This window comes from uncultured Castellaniella sp., assembly GCF_937988725.1.
GTDB lineage: Bacteria > Pseudomonadota > Gammaproteobacteria > Burkholderiales > Burkholderiaceae_B > Castellaniella.
The window spans coordinates 316,440-331,554 of the sequence record NZ_CALKHS010000004.1; the positions used below are offsets into that span (position 1 = coordinate 316,440).

Here is a 15,115-nt window from a genome sequence, read left to right on the forward strand (position 1 = left end):
CTGGCGGTTTTCGGCCTCTATAGGCTGTTGCGATTATATGCCGCTTTTCCCTATGCGCAAAATAGATATGTCACCCGAGCGCCAACCGGCCGTGCGCCAGGTGGTGGTGGACAGTGAATCGGCGGGTCAGCGGCTGGACAACTTTCTGCTGCGCCTGAACAAGGGCGTGCCCAAAAGCCACCTGTACAAGGCCATCCGCGACGGCCAGGTGCGCATCAACAAGGGCCGCTGCCGCGCCGATACCCGGGTGCAGGCCGGCGACCTGGTGCGCATCCCGCCGCTGCGCCTGCCCGATCCCGCCGCCCGGCCGGCCGCGCCGCCGGCGACGTTTCCCGTCCTGTACGAAGACGCCCACCTGCTGGTCATCGACAAGCCCGCCGGCGTGGCCGTGCACGGCGGCAGCGGCGTGTCCTTCGGGGTGATCGAACAACTGCGCGCCGCCCGCCCCGACGAACGCCTGCTGGAACTGGCCCACCGGCTGGACCGGGAAACCTCCGGCGTGCTGATGGTGGCCCGCAGCCGCAAGGCCCTGGTGGCCCTGCACGACATGATGCGCAACAGCCTGGGCCGCAAGCACTATCTGGCCCTGGCGGTGGGCGACTGGGTCAATGATCGCCAGCATATCCGCCTGCCGCTGCTGAAATATCTGACCCCGGGCGGCGAGCGCCGCGTGCGGGTCGATCCCCTGGGCAAGCCCGCGCACACCATCGTCACCCTGAAGCGCCGCTATGGCGGCGCCTATTCCCTGGTGGGCGCCGAGCTGCGCACCGGGCGCACCCACCAGATCCGGGTGCATCTGGCGTCCCAGGGCCATCCCATCGCGGGCGACGAGAAATACGGGCCGGACGAGATCCGCGCGGCCCTCTTCGCCCAGGGCTTCCGGCGCATGTTCCTGCATGCCCACCGGCTGGACATCCCCCATCCCGTGACGGGCGAACCCCTGGCGCTGGAAGCGCCCCTGCCGCCCGCCTGCCAGGCGGTGCTGGACTGGCTGGAGTCGAAACAATGACCTCTATGGACGACATGACACAGAACGCCCCCCTGGCGGCGCCGGCCGCCGCCGGCCCGATCGCCGATTCCGGACGCGCGGCCTACCAGGCCGTGATCTTCGACTGGGACGGCACCCTGCTGGATTCCACCCACCACATCGTCGGCGCCCTGATCGGCGCCTGCCGCGACCTGAGGCTGCGCGAACCCACCCGGGAACAGGCGGGCTGGGTGATCGGCCTGTCGCTGCAGACGGCCTTGTACCAGCTGGTTCCCGAACTGCGGGCCGACCAGGTCGACGCCTTCGCGGAACGCTACAAGACCCATTTCAGGCGCCTGCTGGCCGACATGCATCTATTCGACGGGCAGGCGCAGCTGCTGCGCGATCTGCACGCCCAGGGCGTGGCGCTGGCCGTGGCGACCGGCAAAAGCCGCCTGGGCCTGGATACTTCCATGGAACGCCTGGGGCTGCAGGATCTGTTCCGGGCCACCCGCACGGTGGACGAGGCCCGGGGCAAGCCCGACCCCGACATGCTGGAGCAGCTGCTGGTCGAACTGGACCTGGCTCCCGGGGCCGTCCTGATGGTGGGCGACACCACGCACGACGTGCTGATGGCCAAGGCCGCCGGCATCGACAGCCTGGCCGTGTCCTACGGGGCGCACCGGGCCTCCCTGCTGGAATCCGCCCAGCCCACGGCCCTGGTTGGCACGGTGCCGGACATGCAGGCCTGGATTCGGGCCCGCGTCGTCCCCGGCGGCCCGGCCCGGGAAGTCGTCAATTCCTGAGACGGCTCAGCTGGCCAGGAACAGAAACAGCGTCGGTTTCTTTTCGAAATCCGGCGCCCCGGCCTTGCGCCACTGCGCCACCGTCCGCGTCTGGATCGACTCGTCCGCGCACGTCAGCGAACTCGCGATGCATATCCGCGTCGTATCGCGCAGCGTGTGCGTCAGGGCCTCGAACATCGCGCCATTCCGGTAGGGCGTCTCGATCAGGATCTGCGTCTGCTGCTGCTTGTGGGATGCCGATTCCCAGGCGCGCAACTGCGCATCCCGTTCGTGCGCCTTCACCGGCGCGTAGCCGTGAAAAGCGAAACGCTGGCCTTGCAGCCCGCTGGCCATCAGTCCCAGCATGATCGACGACGGTCCCGTCCAGGGCAGTACCCGCAGGCCGCGCTCGTGCGCCTGCGCCACCACCAGCGCCCCGGGATCCGCGACCGCCGGGCAGCCCGCCTCGGACACCAGTCCCAGATCCTGGCCGGCGGGCACGGCATCCAGCCAGCCGCGGATGTCCTGCGGCGTGCTGTCCGCCTTCAGCGTGTGGATCGTGATCTCCTGCAGCGGGATCTGCGTGCCGATCAGTTTCAGGAACGCCCGCGCCGATTTCGCGTTCTCGGCGATGAAATAGCGCAGCTGCGCCGTGATTTCCCGGGCGGCCAGGGGCAGCCAGCGGTCGGGGGCGGACTCGCCCAGTCCGACGGGGATGAGGTGCAAAGTGGTCATGGGAGTCAGGCGCGGAGGGAGGGTTGCAGGGGATCCAGGCCGAAGGCGCGGAGCATGCGGCACACCGCGATCAGGGGCAGGCCGATCAGGGCCGTCGGGTCGTCGCTGTTCATGCGGGCCATCAGGGCGATGCCCAGGGCTTCGGCCTTGGCGCTGCCCGCCGTGTCGTACGGTCGTTCGGCGCGCAGGTAGTGTTCGATCTGGGCGGGGTCCAGGGCCAGGAATTCGCAGCGGGTCGGGACCTCGTCCAGCAGGCGCGATCGCCCGTCGGTCACGCATACGGCCGTGTGGAACAGGACTTCCCGGCCGCTGAAGCTTTGCAGCTGGGCCCGGGCCGATTCGTGGTCGCCGGGCTTGCCGATGGCCCGGCCCTCGCAGGCGGCTACCTGGTCCGACCCGATCACCAGGGCGCCGGGATGATCCGCCAGCACCCGGTCCGCCTTTTCGCGGGCCAGCCGGCAGGCCAGGTCGCGGGGGGACTCGCCCGGCAGCGGGCGCTCGTCGATGTCCGGCGAATGGCATTCGAAGGGCAGCCGCAGCCGTTGCAGCAGTTCGCGCCGGTAAACGGAGCTGGAGGCCAGGATGAGGATCATGACGGAAGCCGTGCGGAGAGAACCGGCAGTGTACAGCGCTCGATGATCTCCCCGGAAATTGACTTCGATTGCTGTTGACAAGTAAAATCTAGAGTTTTCCTGGAAGTCAGAATTCATGGTCGTCGATGCCTTGGCGTTCTCGCAGGCAGGCCGGGTGCTGGAAGGCAGCCGGAAAGCCAGTGAATTTGCGCGTCTTTGCCAGGGCCTGCCGGCGCCTCAGGATGCTGAAATCGCCTGGCGCGTGGCCGGCCGGCAGGATGCCGGCACCGGTCGCCTGTGGCTGGACATCCATGCCCAGGGGGCTGTGACGCTGGTTTGTCAGCGGTGCCTGGGGCCTTTGGCGCTGCCCGTGCAGGTGGACAATACGGTCGGGCTGGTAAAGAATCAGGCCCAGCTGGATGCCCTGGACGCGCTGGAATCCACCGGTGAAGGCTCCGACGTCGAATATCTGGTTGCCGACCGGCAGCTGGACATCCTGGCGCTGATCGAAGACGAACTGATTCTGGCTTTGCCCTATGCTCCCCGGCACGATGTCTGCCCCGGCGCGGAGGATGAGCCAGGACACCAGGATGTGACCAAACCCTCGCCCTTTGCCGTTCTCGAACAGCTCAGGAAACACTGAACCATCATTTAACACGCGGGCTCGCGCTTACCTTAAAATAGGCGGCCCCGATCACAGGAGTCATCATGGCTGTCCAGCAAAACAAAAAGAGCCCGTCCAAGCGCGGCATGCATCGCTCGCACGATTTCCTGACGGCGCCGGCCACGGCTATCGAGCCCACCACCGGCGAACAGCATCTGCGCCACCACATCAGCCCCAACGGCGTGTATCGTGGCCGCAAGGTCCTGAAGACCAAGAACGACGAGTAATCCGGCGCCTCGGTTTCCATCGCGCCCAATGCCCGATCATTCTCTTACCGTCGCCATCGATTGCATGGGCGGCGACCACGGCCTGCCCGTCACGGTGCCGGCGGCGGTGACGTTCGCCCAGGCGCATCCTGACACCCGCTGCCTGCTGGTGGGGGACGAATCCCAGATTCGCTCCATGCTGGCTCAGCACGTGGTGTCCGCCGGGCAGTTCGACATCCTGCACGCCTCCGAAGTCGTCGCCATGCACGACTCGGTCGAAGTCGCCCTGCGCCGCAAGAAGGATTCGTCCATGCGGGTGGCGGCCCAGGCCGTCAAGGACGGCCGCGCCGACGCAGCCGTCTCCGCCGGCAACACCGGCGCCTGGATGGCGATTTCCCGCTATGTCCTGAAGACGCTGGACGGCATCGACCGCCCGGCCATCGCCACCGCCTTGCCCAACCAGAAGGGCGGGGCCACCACGGTGCTGGACTTGGGCGCCAACGTCGATTGCTCGGCCGAGCATCTGCTGCAGTTCGGCCTGATGGGGGCGGCCCTGGTATCGGCGGTGGACCGCCGGACCCAGCCTTCGGTGGGCCTGCTCAACATCGGCGAAGAAGTCATCAAGGGCAACGAAGTCGTCAAACAGGCGGCCGAACTGCTGCGGGCCAGCGGGCTGAATTTCTACGGCAACGTCGAAGGCGACGACATCTTCAAGGGCACGGTGGACGTGGTCGTCTGCGACGGCTTCGTCGGCAACGTCGTCCTGAAGTCGGTCGAAGGCCTGGCGCGGATGATCAGCACCATGATGCGCGAGGAATTCCGCCGCACGCCGTTCACCATGGCGTCCGGCCTGGTGGCCACGCCCGTGCTGCGCCGCTTCCGCGACCGGGTGGACAATCGCCGCTACAATGGCGCAGCGCTGCTGGGCCTGCGCGGCATCGTCATCAAAAGCCACGGCTCGGCCGATATCTATGCCTACGGACAGGCGCTGCAGCGTGCCCGCGAGGCCGTCCTGAACGGCCTTCTCCAGGGCACCATCCAGCGCCTGGATGCCTTGCGCAGCCGCGCGCCTTCGCCCTCGCAGGGCGACGCCGCCCAGGCTGTCTAGTCTCTTTTTCGGAATCGATATGCCTTACGCCAGGATTACCGGAACGGGCGGCTATCTGCCCCCCCGTGTCGTCACCAACGATGATCTGGCTGCCGACCTGGCCACGCGAGGCGTCGAAACGTCCGACGCCTGGATCGTGGAACGCACCGGCATCCGCCAGCGCCATATCGCCGATCCCGGCACCAAGACCAGCACCCTGGCCACGGAAGCCGCGCGCGCCGCGCTGGAAAACGCCGGCGTGCAGGCCGGCGAACTGGACCTGATCATCGTGGCGACCTCCACGCCCGATTTCATCTTCCCCAGCACGGCCTGTCTCGTGCAGGCCAATCTGGGCGTCGGCGGCGCCGCCGCCTTCGACGTGCAGGCCGTGTGCAGCGGCTTCGTCTACGCCCTGGCGACCGCCGATGCGATGATCCGCGCCGGCCGCGCCCGCCATGCCCTGGTGATCGGCGCCGAAGTCTTTTCGAGCATCCTCGACTGGAACGACCGCCGCACCTGCGTGCTGTTCGGCGACGGAGCGGGGGCCATGGTGCTCAGCGCTGCCGACGAACCCGGCATCCTCGCGGCCAAGCTCAATGCCGACGGCCGCCAGCAGCACATCCTCTGCGCGGCGGGCAACGTCGTCGGCGGCCAGGTCACGGGCGACCCCTTCCTGCGCATGGACGGCCAGGCTGTGTTCAAGCTGGCGGTCAATTCCCTGACGCATTCGGCGCGCGAAGTCTGCGAAGAGGCCGGCGTCGAATTGTCCGACCTGGACTGGATGGTGCCGCACCAGGCCAACGTCCGCATCCTCAATTTCATCAGCCGCAAGCTCGGCCTTCCCGAAGAAAAACTCATCGTCACGCTCGACAAGCACGCCAATACCTCGGCGGCCAGCGTGCCGCTGGCCTTCGACGTGGCCTGGCGCGACGGCCGCATCCACGCCGGGCAGCTGGCGCTGCTGCAAGGCGTCGGCGGCGGCTTTACCTGGGGCTCCGTCCTCGTCCGACTGTAAGGCGCACGCACATGAAGATCGCATTCGTATTTCCGGGCCAGGGTTCCCAGACCGTCGGCATGATGGACGCCTGGGCCGACCATGCCGGCGTGCAGGCCGTCCTGCGCGAGGGCGATGAGGCCCTGGGCGAAGACCTGACGGGCCTGATCGCCCGGGGGCCCGCCGAATCCCTGAACCTGACCGCCAACACCCAGCCCGCCATGCTGCTGTGCTCGGTCGCCATGTATCGCGCCTGGCAGCAGGCGGGCGGCGCCGCGCCGGCCGTCGTGGCCGGACACAGCCTGGGGGAATACTCCGCGCTGGTGGCCGCCGGCGCCCTGGACCTGGGCGACGCCGTGCGTACCGTGCGCGTCCGCGCCCAGGCCATGCAGTCGGCGGTTCCCGTGGGCGAGGGCGGCATGGCCGCCATCCTGGGGCTGGACGACGACGCCGTGCGCCAGGCCTGCGCCCAGGCCTGCGGCGACCAGATCGTCGAGGCCGTCAATTACAACGCGCCGGCCCAGGTCGTGATCGCCGGCCATGCGGCCGCGGTGGAACGCGCCTGCGAACTGGCCAAGGCGGCGGGCGCCAAGCGCGCCGTCACGCTGCCGGTGTCCGCGCCTTTCCATTCCCGCCTGTTGAAACCGGCCGCGGTCGTGCTCGAACAGGCCCTGGCCGGGATCGCCGTGCGTGCGCCCGCCGTTCCCCTGATCAATAATGTGGATGTGGCCCGGCCGGCCGATCCCGCCGCCATCCGCGATGCGCTGGTGCGCCAGGCCTGGCATCCGGTGCGCTGGGTGGAAACGATCCAGGCGATGAAGCGCGACGGCGTCACCCATCTGGTCGAATGCGGTCCGGGCAAGGTCCTGACCGGCCTGGTCAAGCGCATCGATCGCGATCTGACAACCTTCAACATTACCGATCCGGCATCGCTGCAGCAGACGCTGGACGCCTTGAGAGGCTGATATGGCAGAACCCATCCTGACGGGCAAGATCGCCCTGGTTACCGGCGCTTCGCGCGGCATCGGCCGCGCGGTCGCCCTGGAACTCGCCGCCGCCGGCGCCACGGTGGTGGGCACCGCCACCTCGCAGGCCGGGGCGGACGGCATCACCGAAGCCCTGGCTGCCCAGGGCGGTCGGGGCGTGGTCCTGAACGTCGACGACGCCGCGGGCTGCGATGCGCTGCTGGCGGAACTGGCAGGGCAGGGCGGACCCCACATTCTGGTCAACAATGCCGGCATCACCCGCGACGGGCTGATCCTGCGCATGAAGGACGAAGACTGGGCCGCCGTGCTGAACACCAATCTGTCGGCCGTGTTCCGCCTGTCGCGCGGCGTGGCCAAGACCATGATGAAGGCCCGCTGGGGTCGCATCGTCAACATCACTTCGGTGGTCGGCTACAGCGGCAACCCGGGGCAGGCGAACTACGCGGCGGCCAAGGCCGGCGTGGCCGGCATGTCGCGCGCGCTGGCCCAGGAACTCGGCAGCCGCGGCATCACGGTCAATTGCGTGGCGCCCGGCTTCATCGACACGGACATGACGCGGGCGCTCAACGAGACCCAGACGGCGGCGATCCTGCAGCAGATCCCCTTGGGACGCCTGGGCTCCGCCGCGGAAATCGCGAGCGCTGTCGCTTATCTGGCCAGCCCGCAGGCCGGCTACGTAACAGGCACGACCTTGCACGTCAATGGTGGTATGTACATGTAGGGTAAAGAGAACGGACGATACCCGTCTAAGGTAAAATCCGTTCAAACTCAGTAGGCAAGTCTCGGTGCTTCAATCGTCCAGTGCGTTTCGTCTGGTCCCGAGCTGCTTTTTTTTGACTAAGACCCGCAGCCCAGCTGTCCTCGTTTGGCTATAATTCGCGGGATTTTTCCTAACTGGAGATATGCATGGAAAGCATCGAACAGCGCGTCAAGAAGATCGTCGCTGAACAGCTCGGCGTCAACGAAGCCGAGATCAAAAACGAATCTTCCTTCCTTGACGACCTCGGTGCCGATTCGCTCGATATGGTCGAGCTCGTGATGGCCCTCGAAGACGAATTCGAAACGGAAATCCCCGACGAGGAAGCCGAGAAAATCACGACGGTGCAGCAGGCGGTCGATTACATCACCTCGCATAGCAAACAGTAATCCCATTCCGACCCGACGCAGGCGCAGTCCGCCGCGTCCGGGCCATGGCAGTTCGTGACGGGTGATCATCGGGCAGGCAGGTCTGCATGTCCGACCTGATGATCTGCCATGAACTGCCTTTTTCTTTTCAGGAGCCGTATGTGAAACGACGAGTCGTCATAACCGGATTGGGCATCGTGTCGCCTGTGGGAAATGATGTCGATACCGCCTGGGACAACCTCATCCATGGCCGCTCCGGTATCGGGCGGGTGACGCGATTCGACGCCTCCGTGCTCAACAGCCAGATTGCGGGCGAGGTCAAGGGCTTCGAAGTCACGGACTACATGGGCGCCAAGGAAGCCAAGCAGATGGATCACTTCATCCATTATGGCGTGGCGGCCGGCATCCAGGCATGGCGCGATTCCGGCCTTGAAATCACGGAAGAAAACGCCGACCGCATCGGCACCATCATCGGTTCGGGCATCGGCGGCCTGCCGCGCATCGAGGAAACCCAGATCGAATTCCTGCAGCGCGGCGCGCGGCGGATCTCGCCGTTTTTCGTGCCGGCTTCCCTGATCAACCTGATTTCGGGCCAGCTGTCCATCATGCTGGGCCTGAAGGGCCCCAGCTACGCGGTGGTCTCGGCCTGCACCACCGGCCTGCACTCCATCGGCGACGCGGCCCGCCTGATCGAATACGGCGATGCCGACGTGATGGTCGCCGGCGGCGCGGAAAGCTCAGTCTCGCCGCTGGGCATGGGGGGCTTTGCCGCCATGCGCGCCCTGTCCACCCGCAACGACGATCCCGCCACGGCCTCGCGTCCCTGGGATCGCGACCGCGACGGCTTCGTCCTGGGCGAGGGCGCCGGGGTGCTGGTGCTGGAAGAATACGAACACGCCAAGCGCCGGGGCGCCCGCATCTACGGCGAATTCCTGGGCTTCGGCATGAGTTCCGACGCGCATCACATCACCAGTCCCGACCAGGACGGTCCGCGCCGGGGCATCCTGCATGCCCTGCGCAACAGCGGCGTGAACGCGGATGAAATCAGCTACGTCAATGCGCACGGCACGTCCACCCCGCTGGGCGACAAGAACGAGACCGAGGCCCTGAAACTGGCCTTCGGGGATCACGCGCGCAAGCTGGTCGTCAATTCCACCAAGTCCATGACGGGCCACCTGCTGGGGGCCGCCGGCGGGATCGAGGCGGTCTTCACGACCCTGGCGGTCTACCGCCAGATCTCGCCCCCGACTATCAATCTGTTCAACCAGGACCCGGAATGCGACCTGGATTACTGTGCCAACCAGGCTCGCGATATGAAAATCGACGTCGCCTTGTCCAATTCCTTCGGGTTTGGCGGCACCAACGGTTCCATGATCGTGAGGCGTATCTGACCTTCGTCGGAGGCCCGGCATGAGCGAGCGCGAGGTCGACCTCGCGCTGGTCGAACGCGTGCGGCGCGGCGACCGGCATGCCTTCGACCTGCTGGTGATCAAATACCAGCGCAAGATCATGCGCCTGCTGTCGCGCATGATTCACGATCCCGCCGACATCGAGGACGTCGCCCAGGAAGCGTTCGTCAAGGCCTACCGCGCCTTGCCGCAATTCCGGGGCGACAGCGCCTTCTACACCTGGCTGTATCGCATCGCCATCAACACGGCCCGCAACTGGCAGGCCGCCAATTTCCGCCGGCCGACCACCGTATCCGTACTGGAAAACGAAGAGGGTGAAACTTTTGACCAGATCGATGGCCTAAGTGATCAGAGTACGCCCGAATCGATGATGGCCAGCCGCCAGATCGCCCAGACGGTGAACGAGGCGATCGAGGCGCTGCCGGAAGACCTGCGGACGGCGATCGTGTTGCGGGAGATCGAAGGGATGAGTTATGAAGATATTGCCAGCACCATGCAGTGCCCGATCGGGACGGTCCGTTCCCGGATCTTCCGGGCGCGGGAGGCCATCGCCAGCCGCCTGCGGCCGGTCATGGAACATGACCCGGCGCGCCGCTGGTAAGGAGCCCTCATGAATATCAAGCATGAACCGGACGTCGCAGGCCATGAATGGGAAGCCTCGGTGTCGTCCTGGGTGGACGGCGAAGCCGATCTGCGGGCCGAGGAACTCGACAGCCCCTACGGCCGGCAGATCTGGGATACCTATCACCTGATCGGCGACGTCATGCGCAGCCAGGACCTGGCCATTCAGCCGTCCGAACGTTTCTATGCCCGGGTGTCGGCCGCCCTGGACGCCGAACCCGCCATCGTCGCGCCGGCGCCGCTGGCGCGGCATCACGCCTGGCGCTTCGGCCTGTCCGGCCTGGCGGTGGCGGCGGCCGTGGCGTCGGTGGTCTGGATGGCCAAACCGTTCCTGGCCGAGCCGGATGCCGCGCCGGCCGCCCGGCCGGTGCTGGCCCAGGCCGCCGAATCGGACGCCAATGATCCCACTCTGGCGGATTACATGGCGGCGCACCAGGACATGGCCGGCGCGGGCCCGGTGCGCCAGGTGTCCTATGACAGCATGGGGTCCCGCTGATGATGACGCAGCGGGGCGGCGCCCGGTCTGCCCGCTGGGCCTGCGGCCTGCTGGCGGGCCTGATGCTGTGCTCGGGCGCCGGGGCTGCCCAGTCCGCGGCTGCGGCCGGCAGCGACGCCCTGGCTTTTTTGCAACAGGTCCAGCAAGCCGCCCGGTCGCTGGATTATTCGGGGATCTACGTCTATCAGCAGGGGCACATTCTGCAGGCGTCCCGGCTGGTGCACCTGGTCGACGGCACCGGCGAACGCGAGCGCCTGGAAGTGCTGGACGGCGCCCCCCGCGAATGCCTGCGCCAGAACGGCGTCGAGCAATGCCTGAGGCCGGACCACAAGGTCGTGATCATCCAACCCGCGCGCAGCGACCATTTCCCGGGCCTGCTGCTGGGCAACGCCCAGGCCATCGCCACGCACTATGAATGGCGCGCCTCGTCCCGCGTCTACCGGATCGCCGGGCGGGAATGCGCGATGTCCGAACTCAAGGCGCGCGACCACCTGCGCTACAGCTATCGCATCTGCACCGACGCCAAGACGCATCTGCTCCTGAAATCCCAGACGCTGGATGCTACCGGACATCTGGTGGACCAGGTCGCGTTCAGCAGCATCCGCGTGGGCGCCGACGTGCAGCCCGCGTCCCTGACGACGCACTGGGACACTCGAAGCTGGCAGCTGATCACGGAATCCAGCGAACCCACGGACCTGCAGGCCCAGGGCTGGCGCTTCACGCTGCCGCCCGGTTTCCAGCCCGTGGCGGAACTCTCGCGCCAGATCGGGCCGGGCCATGCCGTGAACCAGCTCGTGGTTTCCGACGGCCTGGCCGCCATTTCGGTGTTTATTGAAACCTTTGACCCGAAACGCGATCAAAACATCAGACAGGGAGACCTGCGGCAAGGTGCAGTCAACATCTATCGGATGCGTCTGGCGTCCTATTGGTTGACTGCCGTTGGCGAAGCACCCGCCCAGACGGTTCGCGATCTGGCCCGTGCCGTGCAATATGTGCCGCAGGCGGCCCGCTAAATCATTCTTCCAAGGAGAACTCCATGGCTTTCCAATTGCCCCGAGCGCCGGGTGTGAAGCGGGCCCTTGCCGGCGCCGCGGCCGGCCTGCTGCTGATCTCGGCGGCGCCCATGAGCGTCGCCCAGGCCGGACCGGCCGTGTCGACATCGGCGGCGCTGCCGGATTTCACGCAGATCGTCTCTGAAACCGAGGGTTCCGTCGTCAACATCCGCACGACCGAAGCCGTCCCCGTGCGCCGCTCGCCCACCGGGCCCGGCGGCGGGGATCCCTCCGACCTGTTCCGGTGGTTCTTCGGGCCGGATTTCATGCCGCCCGGATACGGGCCCCAGCAGCAGCCCCAGCGGCCGCATGCCCAGCCCGACCAGCCGACGCCCAAGGAACGCACCGTGCCGCGCGGGATCGGGTCCGGCTTCATCCTGTCCAGCGATGGCTACGTCCTGACGAACAACCACGTCGTGGATAATTCCAATGGCATCTTCGTCACCATGACCAATGGCAAGGAATACAAGGCCAAGGTCGTCGGCACGGACGCCCGCACCGACATCGCCCTGCTGAAGATCGACGCCACCGGGCTCAAGCCCCTGGCGATCGGGGATTCCGACAAGCTGAAGAAAGGCCAGTGGGTGCTGGCCATCGGTTCGCCGTTCGGCCTGGATTCGACCGTGACGGCCGGCATCGTCAGCGCCATCAACCGGGACACCGGGGACTATCTGCCCTTCATCCAGACCGACGTGGCGGTGAACCCGGGCAATTCCGGCGGTCCGCTGATCAACCTGCAGGGCCAGGTGGTGGGGATCAATTCCCAGATCATCTCGCGCAGCGGCGGCTTCATGGGGATTTCCCTGGCCATCCCGATCGATGAGGTGATGCGGGTGGTGGATCAGCTCAAGGCGCACGGCAAGGTCACGCGCGGCCGTATCGGGGTGCAGATCACGGAAGTCCAGGACGACGTCGCCAAGGCCCTGGGGCTGGAAACGTCGCAGGGCGCCCTGGTCAGCAGCGTCGAGCCCGACGGCCCGGCCGCCAAGGCGGGCGTGCATGCCGGCGACGTGATCACGGCCTTCGACGGCCATGCCATCAAGCACATGACGGACCTGCCGCGCCTGGTCGGGGCGACCAAGCCGGGCACCGAGGCCACGATCCAGGTCTGGCGCAAGGGCAAGTCGCTGGACCTGAAGGCCAAGGTCGCGGAACTGGACCAGAAGGCGGCCGCGGCGTCCAGCCCGGAAGCGCCTCCCAATGACGGCACCGACCGCCTGGGGCTCAGCGTCAAGGCCCTGCCGGCGGATTCGGGCCTGGACCAGGGGGTGCTGGTCAGCCAGTCCGAAGGTCCGGCGGCGGATGTAGGGATCGAAGCGGGCGACATCATCCTGCGGGTCAATAACACCGACGTCAGCAGCCCGGCGCAGTATGAAAAGGCCGTCAAGGGCCTGGACAAGTCCAAGCCGGTCGTGCTGCTGGTCAGCCGGGACCAGCAATCCCAGTGGGTGATCATCAAGCTGCAATGACCTTGAACAGGGCACCAGGGGATTCCCCGGCGGGAAAAAGCTAAAATACCGCCTGTACGGAAGGGGGCGCCTTGCGGCGCCCCCTTTTCTTGACGGCATACCGGTTCGCCTTCCTCCATCCTTTCCGACCTTCCCGATTTCCGCACGCAGTCTATGGACCACATTCGCAACTTCTCCATCATCGCGCACATCGATCATGGCAAATCGACCCTGGCCGACCGCCTGATCCAGCGCTGCGGCGGTCTTCAGGACCGCGAGATGGCGGCGCAGGTGCTGGATTCCATGGACATCGAACGCGAGCGCGGCATCACCATCAAGGCGCAGACGGCCGCCTTGCGCTATACCGCCGCCGATGGCCGCGTCTATGCCCTGAACTTGATCGACACGCCGGGCCACGTGGACTTTTCCTATGAAGTCAGCCGTTCCCTGTCGGCGTGCGAAGGCGCCTTGCTGGTGGTCGATTCCACCCAGGGGGTCGAAGCCCAGACGGTGGCCAACTGCTATACCGCCATCGAACTCGGCGTCGAGGTCCTGCCGGTCCTGAACAAAATGGACCTGCCGTCCGCCGATCCGGACGCCGCCGCCGCCGAAATCGAGGACGTCATCGGCATCGACGCCACCGACGCCATCCAGGCCAGCGCGAAAACGGGCCTGGGCATCGACGAGATCCTGGAAGCCGTCGTGGCGCGCGTGCCGCCGCCCAAGGGCGACCCCGCCGCCCCCCTGCAGGCCCTGATCATCGATTCCTGGTTCGACAATTACGTGGGCGTGGTGATGCTGGTGCGCATCGTCAACGGGGTGCTGCGCCCGAAAGACAAGATCCTGCTGATGGCCACCGGCGCCACGCACCTGTGCGAACAGCTGGGGGTGTTCACCCCCAAGTCCCAGCCTCGGGACGTCCTGTCGGCCGGCGAGGTCGGCTTCATCATCGCCGGCATCAAGGAACTCGAACACGCCAAGGTCGGCGACACCGTCACGCTGGCGGGCAAGCCCGCCGCCGGCCCGCTGCCCGGCTTCAAGGAAGTCAAGCCGCAGGTGTTCGCGGGCGTCTATCCGGTGGAATCCAGCGAATACGACCAGTTGCGCGATTCCCTGGAAAAACTCAAGCTCAACGATTCGTCCCTGATGTTCGAGCCGGAAGTCTCCCAGGCGCTGGGCTTCGGCTTTCGCTGCGGCTTCCTTGGCCTGCTGCACATGGACATCGTGCAGGAGCGCCTGGAACGCGAATTCGACATGGACATCATCACCACCGCGCCGTCGGTGGTGTACGAAGTCCTGCACCGCGACGGCACGCTGCTGATGGTCGACAGCCCCGCCCGCATGCCCGAAGTCGGCCACATCCAGGAAATCCGCGAACCCATCATGACGGTGACGCTGTTCATGCCGCAGGAATACGTGGGGCCGGTGATGTCGCTGTGCACGTCCAAGCGCGGCGTGCAGCTGAACATGAGCTACCACGGCCGCCAGGTGCACCTCAGCTACGAAATCCCCCTGGCCGAAATCGTCCTGGATTTCTTCGACCGCCTGAAGTCCGTATCGCGCGGCTATGCCTCCATGGATTATGAATTCAAGGAATACCGGGTGGCGGACGTGGTGCGCGTGGACCTGCTGATCAACGGCGACCGGGTCGACGCCCTGTCGATGATCGTGCACCGCGCCAACGCGCGGCATCGCGGCCGGGACGTCGTCACCCGGATGCGCGGCCTGATTCCCCGCCAGATGTTCGACATCGCCATCCAGGCGGCCATCGGGGCGGAGGTCGTGGCGCGGGAAAACGTCAAGGCGCTGCGCAAGAACGTGCTGGCGAAGTGCTATGGCGGCGACATCACGCGTAAAAAGAAGCTGCTGGAAAAACAGAAAGCCGGCAAGAAACGCATGAAGCAGGTCGGAAACGTGGAAATCCCGCAGGAAGCCTTCCTGGCCGTCCTGCAGGTCGAGGACAAGTAA

At 66.5% G+C, this 15,115-nt stretch carries 17 protein-coding genes; 15 read left to right on the forward strand and 2 right to left on the reverse strand.

The window, feature by feature from the left end:
• Nucleotides 1–67: 67 nt before the first annotated feature.
• Together Q0263_RS04965 and Q0263_RS04970 are read left to right on the forward strand one after the other, a co-directional pair.
• The gene (locus tag Q0263_RS04965; protein ID WP_298013899.1) at nucleotides 68–1,009 is read left to right on the forward strand and encodes an RluA family pseudouridine synthase; all 942 of its coding nucleotides are present in this window, start codon (nucleotides 68–70) and stop codon (nucleotides 1,007–1,009) included.
• Nucleotides 1,006–1,773 carry an HAD-IA family hydrolase gene (locus Q0263_RS04970; protein WP_298013901.1) on the forward strand — a complete coding sequence of 256 codons (768 nt, stop codon included), beginning with the start codon at nucleotides 1,006–1,008 and terminating at the stop codon, nucleotides 1,771–1,773. The genes Q0263_RS04965 and Q0263_RS04970 overlap by 4 nt, the downstream gene beginning before the upstream one ends.
• Before the next feature lie 6 nt (nucleotides 1,774–1,779).
• Here the strand turns inward: Q0263_RS04970 and Q0263_RS04975 are convergent, their stop codons facing one another.
• Together Q0263_RS04975 and Q0263_RS04980 are read right to left on the reverse strand one after the other, a co-directional pair.
• Nucleotides 1,780–2,487: an SAM-dependent methyltransferase gene (locus tag Q0263_RS04975; RefSeq protein WP_298013902.1), complete on the reverse strand. Its 708-nt coding sequence runs from the start codon at nucleotides 2,485–2,487 to the stop codon at nucleotides 1,780–1,782.
• Between the two features lie 5 nt (nucleotides 2,488–2,492).
• Nucleotides 2,493–3,080 (reverse strand): Maf family nucleotide pyrophosphatase, encoded by a 588-nt coding sequence (locus Q0263_RS04980; RefSeq protein WP_298013904.1) that lies wholly within the window; start codon nucleotides 3,078–3,080, stop codon nucleotides 2,493–2,495.
• A 115-nt stretch (nucleotides 3,081–3,195) separates the two neighbouring features.
• Here Q0263_RS04980 and Q0263_RS04985 point away from each other — a divergent pair, with 115 nt between their 5' ends.
• The 13 genes from Q0263_RS04985 (at nucleotide 3,196) to lepA (ending at nucleotide 15,115) form a co-directional block, all read left to right on the forward strand.
• Nucleotides 3,196–3,702: a YceD family protein gene (locus tag Q0263_RS04985; protein WP_298013906.1), complete on the forward strand. Its 507-nt coding sequence runs from the start codon at nucleotides 3,196–3,198 to the stop codon at nucleotides 3,700–3,702.
• A 65-nt stretch (nucleotides 3,703–3,767) separates the two neighbouring features.
• A complete protein-coding gene (rpmF, locus tag Q0263_RS04990; RefSeq protein WP_298013908.1) occupies nucleotides 3,768–3,950 on the forward strand; it encodes a 50S ribosomal protein L32 in 183 nt (60 codons plus the stop codon).
• A gap of 28 nt (nucleotides 3,951–3,978) precedes the next feature.
• Nucleotides 3,979–5,037 (forward strand): phosphate acyltransferase PlsX, encoded by a 1,059-nt coding sequence (plsX, locus tag Q0263_RS04995; RefSeq protein WP_366140681.1) that lies wholly within the window; start codon nucleotides 3,979–3,981, stop codon nucleotides 5,035–5,037.
• Nucleotides 5,038–5,056: 19 nt separating this feature from the next.
• A complete protein-coding gene (locus tag Q0263_RS05000) occupies nucleotides 5,057–6,031 on the forward strand; it encodes a beta-ketoacyl-ACP synthase III (protein WP_298013910.1) in 975 nt (324 codons plus the stop codon).
• Nucleotides 6,032–6,042: 11 nt separating this feature from the next.
• Nucleotides 6,043–6,975 (forward strand): ACP S-malonyltransferase, encoded by a 933-nt coding sequence (gene fabD / locus Q0263_RS05005; protein WP_298013912.1) that lies wholly within the window; start codon nucleotides 6,043–6,045, stop codon nucleotides 6,973–6,975.
• 1 nt (nucleotide 6,976) lies between these two features.
• Entirely contained in the window at nucleotides 6,977–7,717 is a 741-nt protein-coding gene (fabG, locus tag Q0263_RS05010) for a 3-oxoacyl-ACP reductase FabG (RefSeq protein WP_298013914.1), read from the forward strand.
• Between the two features lie 185 nt (nucleotides 7,718–7,902).
• Nucleotides 7,903–8,142, forward strand: coding sequence for an acyl carrier protein (gene acpP / locus Q0263_RS05015; protein WP_043680887.1), 240 nt, complete (start codon nucleotides 7,903–7,905; stop codon nucleotides 8,140–8,142).
• A 140-nt stretch (nucleotides 8,143–8,282) separates the two neighbouring features.
• Nucleotides 8,283–9,512 carry a beta-ketoacyl-ACP synthase II gene (gene fabF, locus Q0263_RS05020; protein ID WP_298013921.1) on the forward strand — a complete coding sequence of 410 codons (1,230 nt, stop codon included), beginning with the start codon at nucleotides 8,283–8,285 and terminating at the stop codon, nucleotides 9,510–9,512.
• Nucleotides 9,513–9,531: 19 nt separating this feature from the next.
• A complete protein-coding gene (rpoE, locus tag Q0263_RS05025; protein ID WP_298013923.1) occupies nucleotides 9,532–10,131 on the forward strand; it encodes an RNA polymerase sigma factor RpoE in 600 nt (199 codons plus the stop codon).
• Between the two features lie 9 nt (nucleotides 10,132–10,140).
• Complete coding sequence (locus tag Q0263_RS05030) at nucleotides 10,141–10,647, forward strand: sigma-E factor negative regulatory protein (RefSeq protein ID WP_298013924.1); 507 nt, start codon at nucleotides 10,141–10,143, stop codon at nucleotides 10,645–10,647.
• Nucleotides 10,647–11,660 (forward strand): MucB/RseB C-terminal domain-containing protein, encoded by a 1,014-nt coding sequence (locus Q0263_RS05035; protein WP_298013926.1) that lies wholly within the window; start codon nucleotides 10,647–10,649, stop codon nucleotides 11,658–11,660. The genes Q0263_RS05030 and Q0263_RS05035 overlap by 1 nt, the downstream gene beginning before the upstream one ends.
• 23 nt (nucleotides 11,661–11,683) lie before the next feature.
• Nucleotides 11,684–13,168: a DegQ family serine endoprotease gene (locus Q0263_RS05040; RefSeq protein WP_298013927.1), complete on the forward strand. Its 1,485-nt coding sequence runs from the start codon at nucleotides 11,684–11,686 to the stop codon at nucleotides 13,166–13,168.
• A gap of 153 nt (nucleotides 13,169–13,321) precedes the next feature.
• The gene (gene lepA / locus Q0263_RS05045; protein ID WP_298013928.1) at nucleotides 13,322–15,115 is read left to right on the forward strand and encodes a translation elongation factor 4; all 1,794 of its coding nucleotides are present in this window, start codon (nucleotides 13,322–13,324) and stop codon (nucleotides 15,113–15,115) included.